Raw genomic sequence first — 22409 nt, 5'->3', positions numbered from 1 at the left:
GAGGGTGTAGGAAATGACTGTACAAGAAATTTCACGAGTAATCGATGGCAAACGCGTTATTGTGAAGAAACCTGAACTGTTAATCCCTGCGGGTAACTTAGAAAAATTAAAAGTAGCTATCCATTATGGGGCAGATGCTGTATATTTAGGTGGACAAGAATTTGGTCTTCGTTCGAATGCAGGTAACTTTACACTGGAAGAAATGGCAGAAGGTGTTGAATTTGCAAAGAAATATGGAGCAAAAATATATGTAACAACAAATATCTTTGCACATAATGAAAATATGGACGGGCTAGAGGAATATTTAAAAGGGATTGAAAAAGCTGGCGTAACGGGAATTATCGTTGCTGATCCGCTTATTATTGAGACTTGTAAACGTGTAGCGCCTTCTGTTGAAGTGCATTTAAGTACACAACAATCACTATCCAACTGGAAAGCAGCACAGTATTGGAAAGAAGAAGGTTTACATCGTCTTGTATTAGCTCGTGAAGCAAGCTATGAAGAAATGAAAGAAATTAAAGAAAAAGTGGATATTGAAATTGAAGCGTTCGTCCATGGTGCAATGTGTATCGCATATTCAGGCAGATGTACGTTAAGTAACCATATGACAGCACGTGACTCTAACCGTGGTGGTTGTTGTCAATCTTGCCGTTGGGACTATGATTTAGTTCAAACAGTATCACAACATAAAGATGCAAAAGAGCTTCCTCTATTCCAAGAAGAAGATGCTCACTTTGCAATGAGTCCAAAAGACTTAAATTTAATTTTATCAATTCCCAAAATGATTGAAATTGGAATTGATAGCTTAAAAGTTGAAGGACGTATGAAATCAATCCATTACGTAGCAACTGTAGCAACGGTATACCGTAAAGTAATTGATGCGTATTGTGCGGATCCGGATAATTTTGAGTTTAAACAAGAATGGTTAGATGAGCTTGATAAATGTGCAAATCGTGATACAGCTCCCGCATTCTTTGAAGGGGTTCCAGGACATCAAGAGCAAATGTTTGGAAATCATAGTAAGAAAACAACGTATGATTTCGCTGGTTTAGTGTTAGATTATAATGAAGAAACAGGCATCGTAACGATTGAGCAACGTAATCATTTCAAACCAGGACATGAAGTGGAGTTCTTTGGGCCAGAAATAGAAAACTTTACGCAGACGGTGGAGAAAATTTGGGATGAGGATGGAAACGAATTAGATGCAGCGAGACATCCGCTGCAAATCGTGAAATTCAAAGTGGATCAACCAGTGTATGTGAATAATATGATGCGCAAAAGCATACTTCAATAAGAAAGAGTTGATAGTCGAATGGGGACGAATAAGCCTGTTGTAATTGGAATTGCTGGTGGTTCGGGATCAGGTAAAACGAGTGTAACGAAAGCGATTTTTGACCATTTTAAAGGTCATTCTATTTTAATCTTAGAGCAAGATTATTATTACAAAGATCAAAGCCATTTACCAATGGAAGAGCGTTTAAAAACAAATTATGATCATCCGCTTGCGTTTGATAATGATCTGTTAATTGAACATTTGCAGCAGTTACTTGCATATGAGCAAATTGATAAGCCTGTATATGACTATACATTGCATACGCGTTCAGAAGAAGTTATTCCAGTTGAGCCGAAAGATGTAATCATTTTAGAAGGAATTCTTATTTTAGAAGACCCACGTCTTTGTGAGTTAATGGACATTAAGCTATTCGTTGATACAGATGCAGATCTTCGTATTTTACGCCGCATGCAGCGTGATATTAAGGAACGCGGCCGTACGATGGATTCAGTTATTGATCAATACGTAAGTGTTGTACGTCCAATGCACAATCAATTTATTGAGCCTTCTAAGAAATTTGCGGATATTATTATCCCTGAAGGTGGACAAAACCATGTTGCAATTGATATTATGGTGACAAAAATTGCAACAATTCTTGAACAAAAAGTAAATTTGTAATAGCATAGTAAAAGATATACGATAGGAAGGGATTTTTTCCCTTCCTATCGAATACAATGAAACATGCAACCTCATCTATATATAGGTGAGGGCATATTTATATCAACTTTCCATACATATCTTCTTTATATAAAGAGGAATTGGGAATACGGGGTTGTATGTGACAACTCCGCTAGTACAGGCGTGCTAGAAACCTCCGCTATACATATAAGTGGGGGAGTTTTCATATGGAACTCCTCTTTTTTTTCGGGGGATTGGTATATAAAAGGAGTGGAAAATATGGCAACAGAAAAAACATACCCTATGACGCAAGAGGGTAAGCAAAAGCTAGAGAACGAACTTGAAGATTTAAAAACGGTAAAACGTAAAGAGGTTGTAGAGCGAATTAAGATTGCACGTAGCTTCGGAGATCTTTCTGAGAACTCTGAGTATGATGCAGCGAAAGATGAGCAAGCGTTCGTAGAAGGACGTATTACACAATTAGAAAACATGATTCGTAACGCAGTTATCATCACAGATAACGGCGAAGAGTCTACAGTTGTTACATTAGGTAAAACAGTAACATTTAAAGAGTTACCAGGTGGAGATGAAGAATCTTACACAATCGTAGGTAGCGCAGAAGCAGATCCATTTGAAGGAAGAATTTCTAACGATTCTCCAATTGCAAAAAGCTTATTAGGTAAGCAAATTGGTGAGAAGGTAGCAATCCAAACTCCAGGTGGAGAAATGCAAGTAGAGATTATCTCTGTAAAATAATAAAAAATCACTCGTGTAAAAGCGAGTGATTTTTTTATTTGTATAAAAGATGAAACACTCCGTCCAAACTATAATAGACGAGGTGTTTTTTTATGAAAATAAAACGGAGAATTACAATTGTTTTAATTTGTTTTATATGTATCATGTTTATTTTACTTTGTCGTTTAATTCAAATACAAATTATAGATACAGAATCATTTACAGATCGTAAGATAAATTTAATTGAAAAAAGTGTTACACAACGGACGCAGTCCATTACGGTAGATGATGGACGAGGCCATTTTATAGATCGGAACGGTAAGGGAATAGGTGAGAAAAAGTATCCTGTTTTAATTGTTTTTCCATTTCTACAAATAAAAAATGACATGTTAGAGAAAATTGCGCATATCATTGGTGTGTCGAGACAAGAGATTGAAAGTCAAATGAAAGACAAGAAAAGTGCATTTATCATGCAAAGGGGAAATGGTCCATTTCGCTTGGCACGAGAGCAGATGGAGAAGGTAAATCAATTAAATGTATTAGGTATTGTAGCAGCTGAAGTTCGTTTACGGCAAACTGGCAGGGTGAATCATTTAATTGGCGATGTGGGGGAGAATGAACGAGAATTTCAAAAACGATACGGAGAAGTAAGAAAAATTTCAAGGCAAACGCCAATTGGTATTTCAGGATTGCAGCAATCATTTGATGAATTTCTTTTGACCGATGGAGAGGCAAAAGTATTGTATCAAGTGGACCGACAAGGGGAACCGATTTTTGGAAAACAAGCGAAATATACTGCACCTGGAAATCCGTTTTATCCAGTGACGATTCAAACAACTTTACATAACAGGTTACAGCAAAAAGCAGAAGAAGTGGTTGAAGCAAGCGAAATAAAGAAGGGGGGATTAGTATTACTTGATGTAAAGACAAATGAAATTTTAGCGATGGTCAGTAAACCATCTGTGCAGGTGAAGGATGAGCGTTTATATACAACTACACTTGAAAATCAAATGTTGACACCACATTTTCCTGGTTCTGTTTTTAAAACAATAGTTGCAGCGGCAGTGATTGATCAAAATGAAAATGTGTTTAATCGTACATTTAATTGTAATCAAGATTTATATGGTGAAGACCACCCACAAGTTATGATGGGTACACTTAGTTTTAAAGAGAGCTTTGCTAGAAGCTGTAACAGGACATTTTCAGAGTTAGGTAATGAGCTAATACAAAAGGATAAGATGGTGTTAGAAACTTACGTAGCAGCGTTAGGAGCCGCTAGTAAGGTTGGATGGAAAGGTTCTGTATTTCATACAACTCATTTTGAGCAAATGCCAGAGGAGAAGGGGGTTACGATTTGGGGTAGTGAAGGAAATAAGAATAGTAAAAAGGCAGTAGCGCAAACAGCAATTGGACAGAAAGATGTACGTATGTCACCTCTAGCGATTGCAAATATGATGGCGACGATTGCTAGAGGTGGAGAAAAGATGGAAGTGAAAGCTGTGGAAAAAATAATGTATAAAAATGGAACGGACTTCTATACATTTGAAGACCATACATTAGGTGGAAAACAGCTTTCCTATGAAACGGTGAAAACATTACAAGAGTTATTAAGGGGCGTTGTAACAACGGAGAAAGGAACAGGAGCAGCATTCAGGTCGTTACCACTAAGTGTTGCCGGAAAATCTGGGACAGCGCAAACAGGAAAAGGGATGAAAGTGAATCGTTGGTTTGCAGGTTATTTTCCATATGAAAATCCAAGATATGCTTTAGTTGTCGTGGATATAGAAACGAATAGCAATGTAAATAAAGTTACACCTATTTTCAAAGCTATCGTAGAATCAATCTATCGATTAGAGAATGAAAAGTAATCTTGCAATTCATAGTGAAATGTTTTCATTTCGTGAAAATATTATTGTAAATGTTCAACCTTTCTAGATTTAATGTTACAATAGCAAGTATGAAAAACTGCATGGAGGTTTGAAGAATGGCAGGAGGATCTAGATTCCAACAGAAACAACAAAAACGTCGTCAAAACGGTGTTTTAAATATTGCAATTGCAATTGTATTAATATTAGTAGCTATTGTATCATATCAATTGTTTGTTCCTGAAAGAAAAGAACAAGCGTCTTCTAGTGATAAAAAAGTAGCTCAGCAAACAACAAAAGAGAATAAGTCTGAGAAAGCTAAAGGCAAAGAAGAGACGAAGAAGAACGAGCAAGATAAGGCAGAGGCTAAGAATAAGGAAGAAGAGAAGCAAAAGGCTGAAGAAGAACAGAAAAAAGCTGAAGAAGAAGCGAAAGCTAACGAGAAAGTACCAGCTGAAAAAACACAGCCAAAGGCAACTGACGCTTATACGAAGTCTTCTTGGAAGCCAGTAGGTACAGAGCAAGGTGCAACACCTGCGATGACGTTTAAAAAAGGTACAGCAGATTGGAATGAGATGAACCAAGCAATTTCAGCTGCAATTGACGTTCCAGTAGAGCAATTAGTTATTCATCGAATCGGAAATAACGGTAAAAATAAAGCTTACGGTAACGTACAAGATAAACAATCAGGTAAAAAATATTATGTAAATATTGATTGGGTAGAGAATGAGGGCTGGAAACCAGTACTTGTTCAAACTCTAAACTAAAAAAGAGAGGCTCCTTAGGAGCTTCTCTTTTTTGTTAACGCAATTTTTTTAATTTAAAATGAACAACCGCGCTATAATACGGTCTTTTGCTTTCAGGATCCATAACCATTTGATGTGAGATGTGATGAACTTCAAGCATAAGTGCTTTATTATTATCAATTTGTTCACTAATTTTTCGTTCTAAAGAAGCTAAGTCTCCCGCTTCAAAAAATTCTACTTTATCTTCTAACATTTCAAAGGTAAATGACATGAAGACGGCCCCTCTCCTGTTTAATCAACTATAGTGTAACAAAGAAAAGAAGGAAATACCATGTACATTTCAATTGACATTTTTAGAAAGAGGGCATATTATACTGATAAAACCGATAAGAAAAAGGGGAATTTTTATGGGTACAGAATTTAATGGTTTATTTGATGAGTGGGCTCATACGTACGACTCATTTGTACAAGGCGAAGATATACAATATAAAGAAGTTTTCGCCCATTATGAGGACATTCTAGAGGATGTAGTTAACAAGTCATTTGGTAATGTATTAGAATTTGGTGTTGGTACTGGCAATTTAACAAATAAATTATTGTTTGCTGGACGCACAGTTTACGGTATAGAACCGTCACGTGAAATGCGCATGATTGCAAAAGAGAAATTGCCAAAAGAATTGTCCATTACAGAAGGTGATTTTCTTTCGTTTGAAGTCCCAAATTCAATTGATACCATAGTAAGCACCTACGCATTTCATCATTTAACAGATGATGAAAAAAATGTAGCGATTGCGAAGTATAGTCAATTGCTAAACAAAGGTGGTAAAATAGTGTTTGCTGATACGATATTTGCAGATCAAGATGCATATGATAAAACTGTTGAAACAGCAAAACAAAGAGGTTTCCATCAGTTAGCAAACGATTTGCAAACGGAATACTATACACGTATTCCAGTCATGCAGTCTATTTTTGAAAACAATGGCTTCCATGTAACGTTTACGAGATTAAATCATTTCGTTTGGGTAATGGAGGCAACTAAGCAATAGAAAGAGGGATTAGATTGAGAATTGCTGTAATTGGAGCAATGGAAGAAGAAGTACGTATTTTACGTGACAAATTAGAACAAGCAGAAACAGAAACGGTTGCGGGTTGTGAATTTACGAAAGGACAATTAGCAGGACACGAAGTAATCTTGTTAAAGTCTGGTATTGGTAAAGTAAATGCAGCGATGTCAACGACAATTTTATTAGAAAGATATAAGCCTGAAAAAGTAATTAATACTGGTTCAGCTGGTGGCTTCCATCATTCTCTAAACGTTGGAGATGTAGTTATTTCAACAGAAGTTCGTCATCATGACGTAGATGTAACAGCATTTAACTATGAGTATGGTCAAGTACCAGGAATGCCTCCTGGATTCAAGGCTGATGAAGCATTAGTTACATTAGCTGAGAAATGTATGCAGGCAGAAGAAAATATTCAAGTTGTAAAAGGTATGATTGCAACAGGTGATTCATTTATGAGTGATCCGAACCGCGTTGCAGCAATTCGTGATAAATTTGAAGACCTTTATGCAGTAGAAATGGAAGCAGCAGCTGTTGCACAAGTATGCCACCAATATGAAGTTCCGTTTGTTATTATTCGTGCGCTTTCTGATATTGCAGGTAAAGAATCAAATGTTTCATTTGATCAATTTTTAGATCAAGCAGCTCTTCATTCTACAAACTTTATCGTAAAAGTACTAGAAGAGTTAAAGTAATGTAACAAAAAGGCAACTGTCTCATATAAAGAAAATACATACAGTTGCCTTTTCTTTATTGGCAAATAAGGGGGAGAACACGATGAATGTATATCGTGGAGTTCATGAGTTGATTGGTCATACACCAATTGTAGAAATTACTCGTTTTTCACTTCCAGAAGGGGTCCGTTTATTTGCAAAGCTTGAATTTTATAACCCAGGTGGAAGCGTTAAGGACCGTTTAGGAAGAGAATTAATCGAAGATGCGCTAGAAAAAGGGCTTGTTACCCAGGGTGGAACAATTATTGAACCAACTGCTGGAAATACTGGTATTGGACTGGCACTTGCAGCGTTACAACATGATTTACGCGTTATTGTTTGTGTACCAGAGAAATTTAGTATTGAAAAACAAGAATTAATGAAAGCACTAGGCGCAACGGTCGTGCATACACCGACTGAGCAAGGAATGACCGGCGCAATTGCAAAAGCAAAAGAATTAGTAAATGAAATACCGAATTCATACTCTCCAAGTCAGTTTGCGAATGAAGCAAACCCGCGTGCTTATTTCAAAACACTAGGTCCTGAACTGTGGGATGCACTGAACGGAGAGATTAACATATTTGTTGCAGGAGCAGGAACTGGTGGTACATTCATGGGGACTGCATCTTATTTGAAAGAAAAAAATATAGATATAAAAACGGTTATTGTCGAACCAGAAGGATCTATTTTAAATGGTGGTAAAGCTGGTTCGCATGAAACAGAAGGGATTGGCCTTGAATTTATCCCGCCATTTTTGAAAACATCTTATTTTGATGAAATTCATACAATTTCTGATCGAAATGCATTTTTACGAGTGAAGGAATTAGCGCAAAAAGAAGGACTGCTCGTTGGGAGCTCTTCCGGAGCAGCATTTCATGCAAGTTTACTTGAAGCAGAGAAAGCGGCGCCAGGTACAAATATTGTAACGATTTTTCCTGATAGTAGTGAGCGCTATTTAAGTAAAGACATATACAAAGGATGGGAATAAAAAATGAGAGCAAAGACAAAGTTAATTCATGGTATTCGCATAGGAGAACCTTCAACTGGATCTGTAAATGTACCGATTTATCAAACAAGTACGTACAAACAAGAAGCAGTTGGTAAGCATCAAGGATATGAATATTCACGTACAGGCAACCCAACACGTGCAGCTTTAGAAGAAATGATTGCAGTATTAGAAAACGGTCATGCTGGTTTTGCATTTGGTTCAGGAATGGCTGCTATTACAGCTACAATTATGTTGTTCTCAAAAGGTGACCACGTTATTTTAACAGATGATGTGTATGGTGGAACGTACCGCGTTATCACGAAAGTATTAAATCGCTTCGGCATTGAGCATACATTTGTAGATACAACAAACCTAGAGGAAGTTGTAGAAGCGATTCGTCCAAATACGAAAGCGATTTATGTGGAAACACCAACGAACCCATTACTGAAAATTACTGATATTAAGAAAATATCTACTCTTGCTAAAGAGAAAGATTTATTAACAATTATCGATAACACATTCATGACGCCATATTGGCAGTCGCCGATTACTTTAGGAGCAGACATTGTACTTCATAGTGCAACGAAATATTTAGGAGGCCATAGTGACGTAGTTGCAGGCCTAGTAGTTGTAAATAGCCCGCAATTAGCAGAAGACCTTCACTTTGTACAAAACTCAACAGGAGGCATTCTTGGCCCACAAGATAGCTTCTTACTACTTCGTGGTTTAAAAACATTAGGAATTCGAATGGAAGAGCATGAAACGAATTCACGTGCAATTGCTGAGTTTTTAAATAACCATCCAAAAGTAAATAAAGTATATTACCCAGGTCTTGCATCACATCAAAACCATGAACTAGCGACAGAACAAGCAAATGGATTTGGTGCTATTATCTCATTTGATGTAGATAGTGAAGAAACATTAAATAAAGTACTAGAGAACTTACAATACTTTACACTTGCTGAAAGTTTAGGGGCAGTAGAAAGTTTAATTTCTATCCCATCTCAAATGACACATGCATCAATCCCAGCAGATCGTCGTAAAGAGCTAGGAATTACAGATACATTAATTCGTATTTCTGTCGGTATTGAAGACGGTGAAGATTTAATTGAAGATCTAGCACAAGCGTTAGCATAGTAAAAATGCACTGCTCATATAGGCAGTGCATTTTTATTACATCTTTTTGTGAAAAACTTCACAAAATAGACATACACAAATGAAATCATTTCATGTATATTAAGTTCATGAAGTGTTACTCACGAACAAACTTGTGAAATATTCCACAAACAATGAGGTTCATGTAGGAAAGCAACTCTATTTTTTTTGCGCTAATCGGGACTCATTATGACCTATAGGGTCTTATTTAGTCCATGATAGCAGAATAGGAGGAATTTACATGGTAGTCAAAGAGAAAGTTGTAAATGAAATGCAGGAAGTAAAAGAGATGATTGATACGTTAGTGAATAACGGTCGAAAGGCTTTACAAGCATTAGAAAGTTTTACACAAGAGCAAATTGACAACATTGTTCATGAAATGGCATTAGCAGGTGTTGATCAACATATGCCGCTTGCGAAGTTGGCTGTTGAAGAAACAGGTCGTGGTGTATATGAAGATAAATGTATTAAAAATATTTTTGCTACTGAATATATTTGGCATAGCATAAAAAAAGATAAAACAGTAGGGATTATTCACGAAGATCCTCATGAAGAAATAATAGAAATTGCGGAACCTGTCGGTGTAGTAGCTGGGGTAACGCCTGTAACGAATCCAACGTCGACAACAATGTTTAAAGCATTAATCGCGATGAAAACGAGAAATCCAATTATTTTCGCATTTCATCCTTCAGCACAAAACTGTTCCATTGCAGCGGCGAAAACAGTATATGATGCAGCGGTGAAGGCCGGGGCACCAAAACATTGTATTCAGTGGATTGAAAGACCTTCTGTCGAAGCAACGAAACAATTAATGAACCATGAAGGTGTTGCGCTTGTTTTGGCAACTGGAGGAGCAGGTATGGTGAAATCAGCTTATTCTACTGGAAAACCAGCGCTAGGTGTAGGTCCTGGTAATGTACCATGCTATATAGAGAAATCAGCGCATATAAAACGAGCTGTTAATGATTTAATTTTATCAAAAACATTTGATAACGGTATGATTTGTGCATCAGAACAAGCAATCATTGTAGACAAGGAAATTTATGATGATGTGAAAAAAGAAATGATTGCAAACAATTGTTACTTTGTAACAGAAGAAGAGAGAAGAAAATTAGAAAAGCTTGTTATTAATGAAAATACATGTGCAGTAAATAGTGATATTGTAGGGAAATCAGCACAGTACATCGCCGCATTAGTTGGAATTACTGTGCCTGAAAATACAAAAATGCTTGTAGCTGAAATACAAGGTATCGGAGGAGCATATCCACTATCTCGTGAGAAACTGAGTCCAGTATTAGCTTGTGTAAAAGCAAATTCACTAGAAGAGGGACTTACATATTGCGAAGACATGTTAGACCTTGGTGGTTTAGGACATTCAGCAGTCATTCATTCTACAAATAAAGAAGTACAAAAACAATTTGGATTACGTATGAAAGCTTGCCGTCTTATTGTAAACGCCCCTTCATCACAAGGTGGAATCGGTGATATATATAATGGATTTATTCCATCACTTACGCTCGGTTGTGGCTCGTATGGGAAAAACTCAGTTTCTCAAAACGTAACAGCGACGCATTTATTAAATATAAAAAGGTTGGCAAATAGAAAAAAGAATATGCAGTGGTTCAAATTACCACCAAAAATTTATTTTGAAAAACATGCGACAGCATATTTAGCAAATATGCCTAACATTTCACGTGCATTTATTGTAACGGATCCAGGAATGGTTGAGCACGGATATGTAGATACGGTTACGCATTATTTACGTAAACATGCAAATGATGTAAAAGTCGAAGTTTTCTTTGAGGTCGAGCCAGATCCATCAGATGAAACTGTGTTTAAAGGTGCGGAAATGATGAGAAGTTTTAAGCCAGATGTAATTATCGCACTTGGTGGTGGTTCAGCTATGGATGCAGCGAAAGGGATGTGGCTTTTCTATGAGCAACCAGAAACAACATTCTATGGAATTAAACAGAAGTTTTTAGATATAAGAAAACGTACATGTAAATATCCGGAATTAGGTAGTAAGGCGCAGTTTGTTGCCATTCCAACAACATCAGGAACAGGATCAGAAGTAACACCATTTGCGGTTATTACAGATAAGAAAAATAATATAAAGTATCCGCTCGCGGATTATGAATTAACACCAGATGTAGCAATTGTTGATCCACAGTTTGTAATGACAGTACCACCACATGTAACAGCAGACACTGGTATGGACGTATTAACGCATGCAATCGAGGCGTATGTGTCTGTTCTAGCAAATGACTATACAGATGGATTAGCATTAAAGGCCATTGATCTCGTATTTAAATATTTACCAAGAGCATTTAAAGATGGAAATGACGAAGAAGCACGAGAAAAAATGCATAATGCTTCTGCAATCGCAGGGATGGCATTTGCAAATGCTTTCTTAGGTATTAATCACAGCTTAGCACATAAAATTGGACCGGAATTTCATATTCCGCATGGGCGTGCGAATGCAATTCTTATGCCGCACGTAGTTCGCTATAATGCTATTAAGCCAAGAAAACACGCATTGTTCCCAAAATATGAGCACTTTGTGGCTGATGAACGCTATGCACATATTGCGAGAATGCTCGGGCTTCCAGCAGGCTCGACAGCAGAAGGTGTGGAATCCCTCGTCCAAGCAATTATTGAGCTTGGAAAAAGCTTAAATATAAATATGAGTATTGCAGGACAAGGAGTTGCTAAAGACCAATTTGAAGAGGTTGTTGGATTATTAGCAGAAAGAGCTTTTGAAGATCAATGTACAACAGCTAATCCGAAATTACCTCTCATTTCAGAGTTGAAAGAAATTTATATGGAAGCATATAAAGGGGAGTAATGGGTATGAAAGAGTCGCAATAAAGCGGCTCTTTTTCATTTGGAAAACATCTCCCAGAATGGCTGTATTTACTGGTCTTTAAGCTTAATAGAATATGATACAGTGAAATAGAGGAGTGAGAATATAATGAAAGAATTACAAGGAAAAATAGAAGATTATACTCGGTTCGGACAAATCCTTCTCGCTGTAAGTACATTGTTAATGGTTGGCTTATTGATTCCGAATGGAGCAAAAGAAGCAATACAATCTTTTGTTATGATGGGGAGTACCGTTATATTTTTAAGTTTATCATTCTTTTTCTTTCAGCGTGTGAAAGTGATGCGAGAACAGTTAGAGGGAAACGAATGTGAGTAATATTATGAAATAGAGCACTACGAAAAGAACGAATCTTTTTGTAGTGCTTTTTGTTTTTGTAAAAAATGTATGCGGTTTATATTGACAATGATAATCCTTATCAATTAAAGTAGAATGGTAGTTAATGATTATCATTATCAGTTAGAGGTGAAAGAATGAAAAAATCTATTACGCTATTCACAGCGATTTTATCTATTTTTTTCTTGTTAATAGGTTGCAATGCAAAGGGAGACGAAAAAGCATCTGCAACAAAAACAGAAAAAGGAAAAGAGAAAATCGAAGTTACCGACCTATCAGGAAGAAAGGTAACATTCGATAAAGTGCCAGAGAGTTTTGCAACATTAAGTATGGGGGACATGAATATTATTCATGCTTTAGGTGGAAAAATAGTAGGTCGTCCGGATGCAAAAATAACTCTTCCAGAGGATGTAAAGAAAGTACAAGTAATCGGGAATGCACATCAACCGAATTTTGAACAAATCGCTAGTTTAAAACCGGATGTACTTATTGCTAACAATGGGTTTCAAAAGAATGTTCCAACGGTTGAAGGGCAAGGAACGAAAGTAATGATTTCTTCTGCGAATTCTGTACAAGATATTCAAAAGAATATTGAACTATATGGAACGATAATGAAGAAAGAAGATAAAGCAAAAGAACTTAATCAAAAAATTAATGATCAAATGAAGACATATGAGAAAAAGAGTGATGTGAAAGCACTGTTAGTATACGGAGCACCAGGTACTTATTTAGCAGCATTACCAACATCTTTATCAGGTAATATTTTAGAAAAAACAGGCGGAAAAAATATTGCAGCTGATTTTCCGGAAATGAAGGAATATCCGCAATATGCGCAGCTAAGTGTAGAACGTATTATTGAGGCAAATCCAGATGTGATTTATTTAATTACACATGGAGATCCAAATAGCGTTAAAAAAGCATTTGAAGGCGAAATGATGAAAAATGAAGCGTGGAAAAATTTAGATGCAGTAAAACAAAATCGTGTAGTTATTTTGCCACCAGACTTATTTGGATCAAATCCTGGAACAAAAGTTACAGAAGCAATGGACTTTATGTATAAAAGTATACAAGATGTAAGGAAATGATAAGTATGGAAAGTAGTGAAGTAGTAAGGGAAAAGGAACATCCTTTTGCGAAAAAAAGATGGATAATAGCAGTTACTTTAGTTGTATTAACGATTCTAGGTCTTTTTTACGGTCTTTTCGCAGGAAGCCTATCCTTTTCTTTACGAGAAATTCTAACAGGGATACAAGATGAAGGTTCGACGGTTCATCGAATTGTATGGGACCTTCGTATACCGAGAGTGCTCGTTGGATTTATAGTAGGAACATGTTTAGCAGCATCTGGTGCACTGCTGCAAGGGGTTATGAGAAATCCTCTTGCAGACCCTGGTATTATCGGGGTTTCATCTGGAGCAGGCCTTGTAGCAATTGTAATTATGATCTTATTCCCTCAGCATATGGCATTTTTACCGCTCGGGGCGTTTATAGGAGCTTTCATAACGGCGATGGTCATTTATGCTTTATCATGGCAAAAAGGGGCGCCGCCTTCAAGGATTGTCTTAGTAGGTGTATCAATAAATGCATTAATTGGTGCAGCGACGTCAGCGTTAATGTTATTACATAGTGACAAAGTACAATCGGTGTTACCCTGGTTAGCAGGTGGCATTGGTGGTGTAAGTTGGGCACATTTAAACATGATTATTTATTATGCAATATTCGCTATTATATTAGCCTTCTTTGGTATAAAACATATTCGAGTATTAATGCTTGGAGATGAAATGGCGAAATTATTAGGTCATAACGTGGAGAAAAGCCGGTTTTATTTAATAGTAGTAAGTACACTATTAGCTGGAATTGCAGTTAGTGTTTCTGGTCTTATTGGATTTGTCGGTCTTGTTGTACCACATATGTTACGTTTATTAGTTGGAAATGACTATAAATATTTACTGCCATTATCATGCCTTGGCGGAGGTATATTACTTGTTTTCGCGGATGCGATAGCTCGAAGTTGGTTCGATCCAATTGAATTGCCTGTTGGTATTTTATTATCCTTCTTAGGCGGTCCGTTCTTCTTATATTTAATTTATAGAGGAGGGAAACAGAGTGATTTCCGTTAACAAAGTGTTTTATGCACATTCTGAAAGGTTTCAAATGCAAAATATGAATGTACATATTAAAGCTGGAGAGGTCGTTAGTTTAATTGGGCCAAATGGATCGGGGAAATCTACTTTGCTTCGTTTAATGGCAAGACTACTTAAACAAAGCGAAGGGGATATCATTTTAGATGGAAAAAGTATTCATACGATGAAAAGTGCCGATGTAGCGAAGCAATTAGCGATGTTACCACAAATGCATGATCATCAATTAGATTTAACAGTGAAAGAATTAATCGAATTTGGAAGAGGACCTCATAAATCATGGAGAGGTCGCTTAAATAAAGACGATGAAAAAATTGTTGATTGGGCATTGTCTGTTACAAATCTTGAAGGGTACGAATATCGCCTTTTGCAATCTTTATCAGGAGGAGAAAGACAACGTGCCTGGATTGCAATGACGCTAGCACAACGTACAAATGTCTTATTATTAGATGAGCCAACAACCTTTTTAGATATCGTTCATCAGTTGGAAGTAATGGAACTTGTGAAACGGTTAAACGAGGAGTTTGGCATGACAATTGTAATGGTTTTACATGATATTAACCAAGCGGCTCAATATAGTGATCGTTTACTCGTATTAAAGCGAGGGCAGCTTCAGTATGACGGTATACCAGAAGAAGTGTTATGTCATGAAATGTTTCAACGTGTGTTCGGCATAGAGGTAGATATTTTTCAAGGAGGTGACAAGCCATTTTTCACACCAAAACGAATTTCTAAAAAAGGAGGAGCAAGATGCGAACAGAAGAATGTATTACCACTGAGTTAGTAAGAGAATTTGTTATGGCAGCTCACGGAGATTTAGAAAAAGTACAAGAACTGTTGGCTGAATCGCCAAGCTTACTTCATGCCTCTTACAATTGGGGCGGATCAGATTGGGAAAGTGCGTTAGGAGCGGCGGCACATGTAGGTCGTAAAGATATTGCTCTCTATTTACTAGAAAAGGGTGCTCGAATGGACATTTTCGCGGCCGCGATGCTTGGAGAATTAGAAGTTGTACAAGCTATTTTAGTAGCACAACCAGAGGCATTGCGTGCATCGGGTCCACATGGTATTTCCCTTCTTCAACATGCACGAATGGGTGGAGAACAAGCACAGCGTGTATTTGAGTACTTAACGGTGATCTCTTAATGACCGCAAAGGTTCTTATGTGCGGTAAACTTTTCACTTTCATATAATTGAAAAGTTTACCGCCCGTTAGAACGGGATAAGTATCTAGTATATTTGAAAATCCTACACCCCCCTCAATTGTAGTTTTCTTTATGCTAGTTATGATATGGATGCAGTAGACAATATTTGTCTACTGCCTTTTTTAGATTCTTGAGGGATTGAATATTCTGTATTTTATTCTTGGTTCATTTATAATAGATAGTAACATTTTAGTATACATACAAAACATGATCGTGTAGGTAAGTACAAATTCGTGGGAAGGAGTGCAGAGATGTTTCATACAGATCGTTTACAAATTCGCAAATATACAATGGATGATTTGCAGTTCTATGCTTCGCTATGGGGAAATGAGAAGGTAATGCGCTATATTGGAAATGGGACGTTAAAAACATATATGCAATGTAAAAAAAGTTTGGAGGAGTGGGTGATTCCTAGCTATAAAAACGGTCTTGGTTTATTTGTATTGATTGAAAAGGAAACGGGAATACGAATTGGTCATGCAGGGTTAGTAAAGCAGCAGATAGATGGAAAAGAAGAAATTGAAATTGGTTATTGGTTATTACCTCAGTATTGGGGAAAAGGGTATGCGAAAGAAGCAGCGGCAGCATTTCGAGACTATGGTTTCCAAGCGTTACGAATGAATAAATTAATTTCTCTTATTAATCCGGATCACCCCGCCTCAATCTTTGTTGCTAGAAAAACAGGGCTTAGTTATGAGAAAACAACTTCATTTCATGGGATGGACGTTCTTGTTTATTCCATTAAACGCGTTGGATGAAAAAAGGTAAATTGCATCTTTTGAAGAATGGTATATAAAAATAAAGGGGGGATTACATGTATATTTATCATAATGGCCTTATTATTCGTGAGGGAACGAATGGTGTGCCAGCATATGCAATTAAAACTTTATTCGAAGATGCTGGTTGGAGTAATGATGATATCCCTTCTTGGCAAATTGAAAAATTCACGATAGCATTTGAAAATTCAACATGGGCATTCACAATTTGGGATGAAGAAGAGATGATTGCGATGGTTAGAGTCATTTCTGATGGAATCATGATCGCGAACATAGTAAATTTAGTTGTGAAATGTGAATATAGAGGGAAGGGATTAGGTAAGAAACTTGTCGCTCTTTGTTTGCAAAAGTTGCCACATGGAGACTGGTTTGCACATACATCTGCGAGTAATTTTGATTTTTATAGAAGTTGTGGTTTTGAGGTGAGAGAATTATCGAGAAATGGAACATGTGCGTACTACGGGTATCAAGTAGCAAAAAAAGATGGGCACCGATAAAAGTAAGATAGTGTAGAAAAAGGATGCTATTTAATAATATAAACTGAACTGAGACTCATTTTATGATAAAATAAAAGAAAATTCTGTTTATTAAACGGGGGATAAAAATGAATGTAAAAGTTGGGGATGTATTTAAATACGAAAGAAGATTTACTGAGGAAGAGGTTTTTGAATTTGCAAATATTACAGGAGATAAAGGTAGGCATCATATGGAATATGATGAAAAAGGACGTTTAATGGTTCATGGTTTATTAACTGCTAGTATTGGAACGAAAGTAGGAGAAGAATTACATTACATAGCAAGAGAATTAGTAAGTGAGTTTATTAGACCGGTTTTTACAGGAGATACGATCACTTGTGAATTAACTTTAACAAATATTGAACAGATGGAAGGATATAAAAAGGTTTCAATCGAGTCAGTTTATCGCAATCAACATGAAAAGACTGTACTAGTTGGAACAAGTTATGGCGTTATAAGGGGATAAAAAAGAAGCCTGATTTACAGGCTTCTTTTTTATTTAATAAACACGTTTTCGATTTTCTGCATGACTAGAGATGAGTAATAATGCAGTTTCTTCCCCTATATTACGAACGATATGAGGAACACATGCATTCCAGGAGAAAGAATCACCTTCTTCTACTATTGCAATATCTTCTCCATGTTGAACTTCTAGTTTTCCGCGTAATACAAGGTGACATTCTTCCCCTTCATGGGCATTTGGTATATTTTCTTTCGGAAACCCAGCAGGAATTTCCACGAGGTTTAGGCGGAGGCCACCTTGCTCTGCAACATGTTCAATTCTTTGTTCATCTTTTCCGTATACACTGTATTTACGCTCTACCTTTTTGACAACTTTCAACCGATCTTTTTGTTCTAATAATAAATAGGGAAGGGGAACGTTTAAAAAATTGGAGATTGTTTCTAAAGTTGAGATAGATGGTGATGTTTTATTATTTTCAACCTGACTCATAAATCCTTTAGAAAGACCTGTTCCCTCACAAATTTGTGCGATTGTTATGCCTCTACGTTGACGAATTTCACGTATTGCAGAACCAATATTCATAAAATCAAGCTCCTTTTTGTAAACAACTATTTGTATCATAGCAAAAAAAATATATTTTTTCCCAGTGAAAATGAATTGACGAATAAAAAAAATTAGTGTATGTTTTGTAATGTAAATAAAGGTTTTGTATAAGAAAACTATAAAGGAGAGAATGAAATGAATCAACATATCGGTAACTTAATTATTCGTATCGTGTTAGGGGTAACATTCTTTATGCACGGTTTAACAAAATTCCAATCGGGGATTGACAATATTGCAGGGTGGTTTACAAGCATTGGTTTACCAGGAGGTCTTGCATACGGTGTAGCAACAGCGGAAGTAGTTGGTGGTATATTGTTAATTCTAGGTTTAGGTGTAAGATATATTGGATTATTATTTGCACTTGTAATGGTTGGAGCAATTGTAAAAGTAAAATGGTCAGCTGGTTTATTAGGGGATGGAAAAAATCCTGGCTTCGAATTAGAACTTGCATTGTTAGCAATGGGTGCGTACTTATTTGTTGCGAAAGCAGACGGTTTTGTAGATAATTTCTTAAAAGAGAAAATGTCAAAGAAGAACTAAATTAAATGGGGGGCTAACAAGATGAGTTTTCAACTTCATCCCGATACAACACTTGATGTTGTTCATTTATATGTATCAAATATAAAGAAATCACTAGAGTTTTATACAGAAGTACTAAGTATGAAAGTACTAAAAGAAGATGAAATGGTCGTTACATTTGGGAATGAAAATAACGAACCACTCCTTATCATTGAAGAAAAGACAGAAGCTTTACCAAAGCAAAGAGGGAGAACGGGGTTATATCATTACGCAATTTTACTACCACGTAGACAGGATTTAGCGAATATTCTTCGTCATCTTGTAGAAATGGTATATCCACTGCACGGCGGAGCCGACCATTACTTTAGTGAGGCCCTCTATTTAGCTGATCCAGATGGAAACGGGATTGAAATTTATCATGATCGCCAAAAAGAAGTTTGGCGTGATGAGAATGGAGAACTACCATTTGTTAGTAACCCGTTAGCTGGTGAAGAATTATTGCAGCAAGGAATTGCGTGGAATGGTTTTCCAGCTGGTACTGTGATGGGGCATATTCATTTCCATGTAGCTGATTTGGAAGAAGCGAAACGTTTCTATGTGGATGGTCTTGGTTTTGAAGTAACAATCCCAGCTCGTAATGGCGCGTTGTTCGTATCGGCAGGTGGCTATCATCACCATATCGGTTTAAATACGTGGCAAGGTGAAGGAATACCGCCGCAAATGCCAAATTCTGTTGGCTTGAAATATTTCACAATTGTACTAGCAGATGAAAAACAAAAAGAGCAAGTATGTGAAAGCTTAAAAAATATTGGCAAGATTGCTACGTACAAAGATGGAATATTACAAGCCCAAGATCCATTTGGACATTGTATCCATTTCAAAATTAAAGGAGAAGCCTAAAAAAGGCTTCTCTTTTTTTACTTTCTTATAATTGCTTTTTCGTTTTGTAAAAATAGTTCATTAAACTGCTTTGCAAGCTCAAAATCTAGTTTCGTTAAACCTTTTGCATTCCAAGATGACAAAGTAATAATGACTGCTTTATACTGGATAAGGATAAATGGATGGTGATTACGTTCTTCTGATAGTTTGGCGGCTTCAGAGACAAATTCGACTCCTTTTAAGTAGTCGGAAAACATATATTTTCGTTCAATCCATTTTTCATCTTTTATCATCCATTTATCCACCTTTAATAATTCCCCTTGAACTTCTTCTTCAGTTAATCGTAGCATCATTTTTCACATCCTTTACATGCAGTAGTGCAAGACCATTGTTAATAAGGCGTGTTACAGCTTCGTCAGTTGTGAAAGTAGAAAGTTGTTGTAATAATGCTGCTGATGTTTCGTGTCCTTTGTTATGCTCTAAAAGTAATTCTAATATTTCAAGGCGAAGCAGCCATTCTTTCAGATAAAATTTATTTAATACCTCTTGAATTGCTACTAATTGATCGACATGTGCGTCGTGTAAAATACCTCCACCTCGAATATCACGAACTGTTTGATACATACGATCCAGCTCAGTTAATGCAAGAGGTGCTGGAGTTTCCTCTGTTTCTTCATCAATTGGGAAAAATGATGCTGCATCTGCTGCTCCTGGGAATACTGAAATGATTTGTGAGCCAACAGCCATATCAAATGCGCCCCATGAAGCATCAAATAATACGCGGGCGTTATAAGTAACTGTGCAATCGATAAAGGAAATAAGAGCAATTTTCTTATCGTTTTTTATAATATCTGTTACTTTTCCTTTTACATGAATACCACTTGCAAAAGTAAACTCAGCAATATTTCCAATTGTAATTCCTAATGATTGTAGTTGTTCATCTGTACAATTTTCTAATGCAATATTTTCAGTGAGTAATCCAATTGGTGTTCCAAAGCCGTCACTGTGTATAGATGTAGAATGATTCGCTAGTTGTTTATTATGAATTGCTAATGCAGTTGGTGAATTTGTTCGCATGTAAATCACTTTACCTGCATCGTTTTCAATTGTCTCGCTGAATGTACCTGTAATCTGTAATCCACTAGTTAGTTCAGCAGTTGCATAGTTTTCAGAGCGAATCGCTTTTTCTAAACCTTCCTTTCCACCTGTTTTAAAGGCCATCGTTTCAGCAAATGTCTCAAGTGCTTCAGTCAGCTCTTCAAATGATTCACAAACAAATAGTTGTGGTTGCATTTTTGTTACGTCATAAGTTGTACCTGTACATGCCTCGATAGAGAATGGAACCTTTTCTACAGCGTCCGTTAAGCAATGTTTGCTTTCGCCAACAGAAGAAAGGAGACCAGCACCATATATTTTTGGAGCATCTATATTTCCGATTAACCCATATTCTACTGTCCACCAGAAAAGACGTGAAATTTGTTCAGCTTCTGATAAACCAGAAACTAATTTTTGTTTTTCAATTACAGTATTTTCAGCAGCGGCAACTTCGTCAGGAGTAGAAGTAGGGCTTTCTTTTACGATTGTTAATGTACGAACAGCTTCAAAAGCATCATGTTCTTCTTTTGTGGAGAAAGCTTTCGCACCAATTTGTCCAAAGCGTTTCACATACTTCGCATATGTAGGATCCAGTAAAATAGGTGCGTGTCCTGCTGCTTCGTGTACGATATCTGGAGCTGGTGTATACTCGATATTTTCTACTTTGCGAATATCTGTTGCGATTGGTAGTAATCCGTGTCCTTGGAAATCAAAGAATGCTACGCCGGGAATAAGTCCATCAATTGTTACAGCTCCCCATCCGCTTGGTGCTAAACAGTCATTCATTTCTTCTACCTTTGGAATTGCATCTATATTTATACCAGATGATTGTAGTCCGTTCACATAGGCTGGATGAGCAACGTCTTTTAAGAAACTATGATTTTGTCTCATAATGTAACGCCAAACAGCGTGATTCACCGGTGTATATTGATCATAATGCTGCGTGGATACGAATGGTTTTAAATGCGATGGAATTTCTGTTTTCTTTGTCATTTAGACATCCTCCTTGTTTTCTATAAAATTGAATATTGGTTGGGTATAGCTGAAACCACCACCTTTCAAAATTGTAAGCGCTTATAAAATTTTATCATAAGATTCGGAATTATTTAACATTTGTTTCTGTGAGAAATAGAAAAAGCCCCTATCGGAAAATCCGATAGGGGCGAAAGAATCGCGGTACCACCCTATTTGTAAGTGAAAAAATACTTAAATCTCAATTAATGATAACGGAAAAACTCCGTCTTTTCCTTCATGCGTACAAGCACTACGAAAAAGAAGCTCCAGAATTGTAATTCATATTTATATATGTGCTAATTTCCACCGACCATTAGCTCTCTGTAACAGGGATATAAGATATTACTGCGATTCTTTCAACGCGTATATATGAAATTGTGCAAAAGGGAAGGACGCAAAAAAGCCCCTATCGGAAAATCCGATAGGGACGATAAAAATCGCGGTACCACCCTAATTGTAAACAGAAAAATTGTTTACCACTCACTTTAAGATAACGGAAAGATCCGTCTTTCTCTTCATGCATTATGTGCACTACGGGAAAGAAGCTCCAGAATTGTAATTCACGCTTGTATATGTACTGATTCGCACCAACCATCAGTTCTCTGAGACAGGGATATAAGTCGCTACTAGTATTCCTTCAAAGCCGATATATAATTCGTTCAACTAAACTATGTTTCGTATTATAAAACTATTGTAACTACTCAGCTTCCTCACGGAAGCTTTTTTAATTTTACTAGTTTCATATGCCTCTCATTTGTAAATACTGAG

At 36.7% G+C, this 22409-nt stretch carries 24 protein-coding genes and 2 other annotated features; of the genes, 20 read left to right on the top strand and 4 right to left on the bottom strand.

What is annotated here, in order from left to right:
- The first annotated feature begins 13 nt into the window (after window positions 1-13).
- The 5 genes from JDS99_RS24795 to JDS99_RS24775 all read left to right on the top strand — a co-directional run bounded on the left by JDS99_RS24795 (window position 14) and on the right by JDS99_RS24775 (window position 5318).
- A complete protein-coding gene (locus JDS99_RS24795) occupies window positions 14-1294 on the top strand; it encodes a peptidase U32 family protein (RefSeq protein ID WP_000217969.1) in 1281 nt (426 codons plus the stop codon).
- Window positions 1295-1312: 18 nt separating this feature from the next.
- Window positions 1313-1951, top strand: a complete 639-nt coding sequence (gene udk / locus JDS99_RS24790; protein ID WP_000537082.1) for a uridine kinase — start codon at window positions 1313-1315, stop codon at window positions 1949-1951.
- 279 nt (window positions 1952-2230) lie between these two features.
- On the top strand, window positions 2231-2707 hold the full coding sequence (gene greA, locus JDS99_RS24785) for a transcription elongation factor GreA (protein WP_000179964.1): 477 nt from the start codon (window positions 2231-2233) through the stop codon (window positions 2705-2707).
- 92 nt (window positions 2708-2799) lie between these two features.
- On the top strand, window positions 2800-4554 hold the full coding sequence (locus tag JDS99_RS24780; RefSeq protein ID WP_199695872.1) for a peptidoglycan D,D-transpeptidase FtsI family protein: 1755 nt from the start codon (window positions 2800-2802) through the stop codon (window positions 4552-4554).
- A gap of 116 nt (window positions 4555-4670) precedes the next feature.
- Window positions 4671-5318 (top strand): YrrS family protein, encoded by a 648-nt coding sequence (locus JDS99_RS24775; protein WP_060488236.1) that lies wholly within the window; start codon window positions 4671-4673, stop codon window positions 5316-5318.
- A gap of 34 nt (window positions 5319-5352) precedes the next feature.
- Here the strand turns inward: JDS99_RS24775 and JDS99_RS24770 are convergent, their stop codons facing one another.
- On the bottom strand, window positions 5353-5568 hold the full coding sequence (locus JDS99_RS24770; RefSeq protein ID WP_000010984.1) for a YrzA family protein: 216 nt from the start codon (window positions 5566-5568) through the stop codon (window positions 5353-5355).
- A 136-nt stretch (window positions 5569-5704) separates the two neighbouring features.
- Here JDS99_RS24770 and JDS99_RS24765 point away from each other — a divergent pair, with 136 nt between their 5' ends.
- The 13 genes from JDS99_RS24765 (at window position 5705) to JDS99_RS24705 (ending at window position 17534) form a co-directional block, all read left to right on the top strand.
- Window positions 5705-6343 carry a class I SAM-dependent DNA methyltransferase gene (locus JDS99_RS24765; RefSeq protein ID WP_098133951.1) on the top strand — a complete coding sequence of 213 codons (639 nt, stop codon included), beginning with the start codon at window positions 5705-5707 and terminating at the stop codon, window positions 6341-6343.
- Window positions 6344-6357: 14 nt separating this feature from the next.
- Window positions 6358-7053: a 5'-methylthioadenosine/S-adenosylhomocysteine nucleosidase gene (mtnN, locus tag JDS99_RS24760; RefSeq protein ID WP_048531328.1), complete on the top strand. Its 696-nt coding sequence runs from the start codon at window positions 6358-6360 to the stop codon at window positions 7051-7053.
- Between the two features lie 82 nt (window positions 7054-7135).
- A complete protein-coding gene (locus JDS99_RS24755) occupies window positions 7136-8059 on the top strand; it encodes an O-acetylserine dependent cystathionine beta-synthase (protein ID WP_097906792.1) in 924 nt (307 codons plus the stop codon).
- Window positions 8060-8062: 3 nt separating this feature from the next.
- The gene (locus JDS99_RS24750) at window positions 8063-9196 is read left to right on the top strand and encodes a bifunctional cystathionine gamma-lyase/homocysteine desulfhydrase (RefSeq protein ID WP_046956311.1); all 1134 of its coding nucleotides are present in this window, start codon (window positions 8063-8065) and stop codon (window positions 9194-9196) included.
- A gap of 259 nt (window positions 9197-9455) precedes the next feature.
- The gene (gene adhE, locus JDS99_RS24745) at window positions 9456-12059 is read left to right on the top strand and encodes a bifunctional acetaldehyde-CoA/alcohol dehydrogenase (protein WP_088064453.1); all 2604 of its coding nucleotides are present in this window, start codon (window positions 9456-9458) and stop codon (window positions 12057-12059) included.
- 126 nt (window positions 12060-12185) lie between these two features.
- On the top strand, window positions 12186-12413 hold the full coding sequence (locus JDS99_RS24740) for a YrhC family protein (protein WP_048541451.1): 228 nt from the start codon (window positions 12186-12188) through the stop codon (window positions 12411-12413).
- 155 nt (window positions 12414-12568) lie between these two features.
- Window positions 12569-13516 (top strand): ABC transporter substrate-binding protein, encoded by a 948-nt coding sequence (locus tag JDS99_RS24735; RefSeq protein WP_048541454.1) that lies wholly within the window; start codon window positions 12569-12571, stop codon window positions 13514-13516.
- 5 nt (window positions 13517-13521) lie between these two features.
- A complete protein-coding gene (locus tag JDS99_RS24730; protein ID WP_199695871.1) occupies window positions 13522-14550 on the top strand; it encodes a FecCD family ABC transporter permease in 1029 nt (342 codons plus the stop codon).
- On the top strand, window positions 14537-15355 hold the full coding sequence (locus JDS99_RS24725) for an ATP-binding cassette domain-containing protein (RefSeq protein ID WP_199695869.1): 819 nt from the start codon (window positions 14537-14539) through the stop codon (window positions 15353-15355). Before JDS99_RS24730 ends, JDS99_RS24725 begins: the two co-directional genes overlap by 14 nt.
- Window positions 15322-15717 (top strand): ankyrin repeat domain-containing protein, encoded by a 396-nt coding sequence (locus JDS99_RS24720; RefSeq protein ID WP_087985284.1) that lies wholly within the window; start codon window positions 15322-15324, stop codon window positions 15715-15717. Before JDS99_RS24725 ends, JDS99_RS24720 begins: the two co-directional genes overlap by 34 nt.
- A 310-nt stretch (window positions 15718-16027) precedes the next feature.
- On the top strand, window positions 16028-16534 hold the full coding sequence (locus tag JDS99_RS24715) for a GNAT family N-acetyltransferase (protein WP_000469127.1): 507 nt from the start codon (window positions 16028-16030) through the stop codon (window positions 16532-16534).
- 56 nt (window positions 16535-16590) lie between these two features.
- Entirely contained in the window at window positions 16591-17049 is a 459-nt protein-coding gene (locus tag JDS99_RS24710; protein ID WP_087985282.1) for a GNAT family N-acetyltransferase, read from the top strand.
- A gap of 107 nt (window positions 17050-17156) precedes the next feature.
- The gene (locus tag JDS99_RS24705) at window positions 17157-17534 is read left to right on the top strand and encodes a hotdog family protein (protein ID WP_001101451.1); all 378 of its coding nucleotides are present in this window, start codon (window positions 17157-17159) and stop codon (window positions 17532-17534) included.
- 33 nt (window positions 17535-17567) lie between these two features.
- Here the strand turns inward: JDS99_RS24705 and JDS99_RS24700 are convergent, their stop codons facing one another.
- Window positions 17568-18113, bottom strand: coding sequence for a helix-turn-helix domain-containing protein (locus JDS99_RS24700; protein WP_001020697.1), 546 nt, complete (start codon window positions 18111-18113; stop codon window positions 17568-17570).
- Between the two features lie 156 nt (window positions 18114-18269).
- On the opposite strand from JDS99_RS24700, the gene JDS99_RS24695 reads away from it, so the two are divergent.
- Complete coding sequence (locus tag JDS99_RS24695; protein WP_001071550.1) at window positions 18270-18674, top strand: DoxX family protein; 405 nt, start codon at window positions 18270-18272, stop codon at window positions 18672-18674.
- Window positions 18675-18695: 21 nt separating this feature from the next.
- Window positions 18696-19553 (top strand): VOC family protein, encoded by an 858-nt coding sequence (locus JDS99_RS24690; protein WP_199695867.1) that lies wholly within the window; start codon window positions 18696-18698, stop codon window positions 19551-19553.
- Between the two features lie 17 nt (window positions 19554-19570).
- Here JDS99_RS24690 and JDS99_RS24685 read toward each other — a convergent pair whose 3' ends face one another.
- Window positions 19571-19885, bottom strand: a complete 315-nt coding sequence (locus JDS99_RS24685) for a 4a-hydroxytetrahydrobiopterin dehydratase (protein ID WP_087985280.1) — start codon at window positions 19883-19885, stop codon at window positions 19571-19573.
- Window positions 19866-21620: an aromatic amino acid hydroxylase gene (locus tag JDS99_RS24680; protein WP_088064447.1), complete on the bottom strand. Its 1755-nt coding sequence runs from the start codon at window positions 21618-21620 to the stop codon at window positions 19866-19868. The genes JDS99_RS24685 and JDS99_RS24680 overlap by 20 nt, the downstream gene beginning before the upstream one ends.
- Window positions 21621-21782: 162 nt before the next feature.
- Window positions 21783-22010 (bottom strand) — a binding site (T-box leader).
- 51 nt (window positions 22011-22061) lie between these two features.
- Window positions 22062-22291 (bottom strand) — a binding site (T-box leader).
- Window positions 22292-22409 lie beyond the last annotated feature (118 nt).

Origin of the sequence: Bacillus cereus group sp. N6 (genome assembly GCF_016483705.1) — a bacterium.
GTDB classification, from domain to species: Bacteria; Bacillota; Bacilli; order Bacillales; family Bacillaceae_G; genus Bacillus_A; species Bacillus_A wiedmannii.
The sequence above is the reverse complement of the archived record's forward strand: the minus strand, read 5'-3'. Positions and strand labels throughout refer to the sequence as shown.

What these genes read in the sequence shown, in the direction of transcription:
- JDS99_RS24795 (WP_000217969.1), top strand. Translation starts at nt 14, where the DNA reads ATGACTGTACAAGAAATTTCACGAGTAATCGATGGCAAACGCGTTATT.
- udk (WP_000537082.1), top strand. Translation starts at nt 1,313, where the DNA reads ATGGGGACGAATAAGCCTGTTGTAATTGGAATTGCTGGTGGTTCGGGA.
- greA (WP_000179964.1), top strand. Translation starts at nt 2,231, where the DNA reads ATGGCAACAGAAAAAACATACCCTATGACGCAAGAGGGTAAGCAAAAG.
- JDS99_RS24780 (WP_199695872.1), top strand. Translation starts at nt 2,800, where the DNA reads ATGAAAATAAAACGGAGAATTACAATTGTTTTAATTTGTTTTATATGT.
- JDS99_RS24775 (WP_060488236.1), top strand. Translation starts at nt 4,671, where the DNA reads ATGGCAGGAGGATCTAGATTCCAACAGAAACAACAAAAACGTCGTCAA.
- JDS99_RS24770 (WP_000010984.1), bottom strand. Translation starts at nt 5,568, where the DNA reads ATGTCATTTACCTTTGAAATGTTAGAAGATAAAGTAGAATTTTTTGAA.
- JDS99_RS24765 (WP_098133951.1), top strand. Translation starts at nt 5,705, where the DNA reads ATGGGTACAGAATTTAATGGTTTATTTGATGAGTGGGCTCATACGTAC.
- JDS99_RS24755 (WP_097906792.1), top strand. Translation starts at nt 7,136, where the DNA reads ATGAATGTATATCGTGGAGTTCATGAGTTGATTGGTCATACACCAATT.
- JDS99_RS24750 (WP_046956311.1), top strand. Translation starts at nt 8,063, where the DNA reads ATGAGAGCAAAGACAAAGTTAATTCATGGTATTCGCATAGGAGAACCT.
- adhE (WP_088064453.1), top strand. Translation starts at nt 9,456, where the DNA reads ATGGTAGTCAAAGAGAAAGTTGTAAATGAAATGCAGGAAGTAAAAGAG.
- JDS99_RS24740 (WP_048541451.1), top strand. Translation starts at nt 12,186, where the DNA reads ATGAAAGAATTACAAGGAAAAATAGAAGATTATACTCGGTTCGGACAA.
- JDS99_RS24735 (WP_048541454.1), top strand. Translation starts at nt 12,569, where the DNA reads ATGAAAAAATCTATTACGCTATTCACAGCGATTTTATCTATTTTTTTC.
- JDS99_RS24730 (WP_199695871.1), top strand. Translation starts at nt 13,522, where the DNA reads ATGGAAAGTAGTGAAGTAGTAAGGGAAAAGGAACATCCTTTTGCGAAA.
- JDS99_RS24720 (WP_087985284.1), top strand. Translation starts at nt 15,322, where the DNA reads ATGCGAACAGAAGAATGTATTACCACTGAGTTAGTAAGAGAATTTGTT.
- JDS99_RS24715 (WP_000469127.1), top strand. Translation starts at nt 16,028, where the DNA reads ATGTTTCATACAGATCGTTTACAAATTCGCAAATATACAATGGATGAT.
- JDS99_RS24710 (WP_087985282.1), top strand. Translation starts at nt 16,591, where the DNA reads ATGTATATTTATCATAATGGCCTTATTATTCGTGAGGGAACGAATGGT.
- JDS99_RS24705 (WP_001101451.1), top strand. Translation starts at nt 17,157, where the DNA reads ATGAATGTAAAAGTTGGGGATGTATTTAAATACGAAAGAAGATTTACT.
- JDS99_RS24700 (WP_001020697.1), bottom strand. Translation starts at nt 18,113, where the DNA reads ATGAATATTGGTTCTGCAATACGTGAAATTCGTCAACGTAGAGGCATA.
- JDS99_RS24695 (WP_001071550.1), top strand. Translation starts at nt 18,270, where the DNA reads ATGAATCAACATATCGGTAACTTAATTATTCGTATCGTGTTAGGGGTA.
- JDS99_RS24690 (WP_199695867.1), top strand. Translation starts at nt 18,696, where the DNA reads ATGAGTTTTCAACTTCATCCCGATACAACACTTGATGTTGTTCATTTA.
- JDS99_RS24685 (WP_087985280.1), bottom strand. Translation starts at nt 19,885, where the DNA reads ATGATGCTACGATTAACTGAAGAAGAAGTTCAAGGGGAATTATTAAAG.
- JDS99_RS24680 (WP_088064447.1), bottom strand. Translation starts at nt 21,620, where the DNA reads ATGACAAAGAAAACAGAAATTCCATCGCATTTAAAACCATTCGTATCC.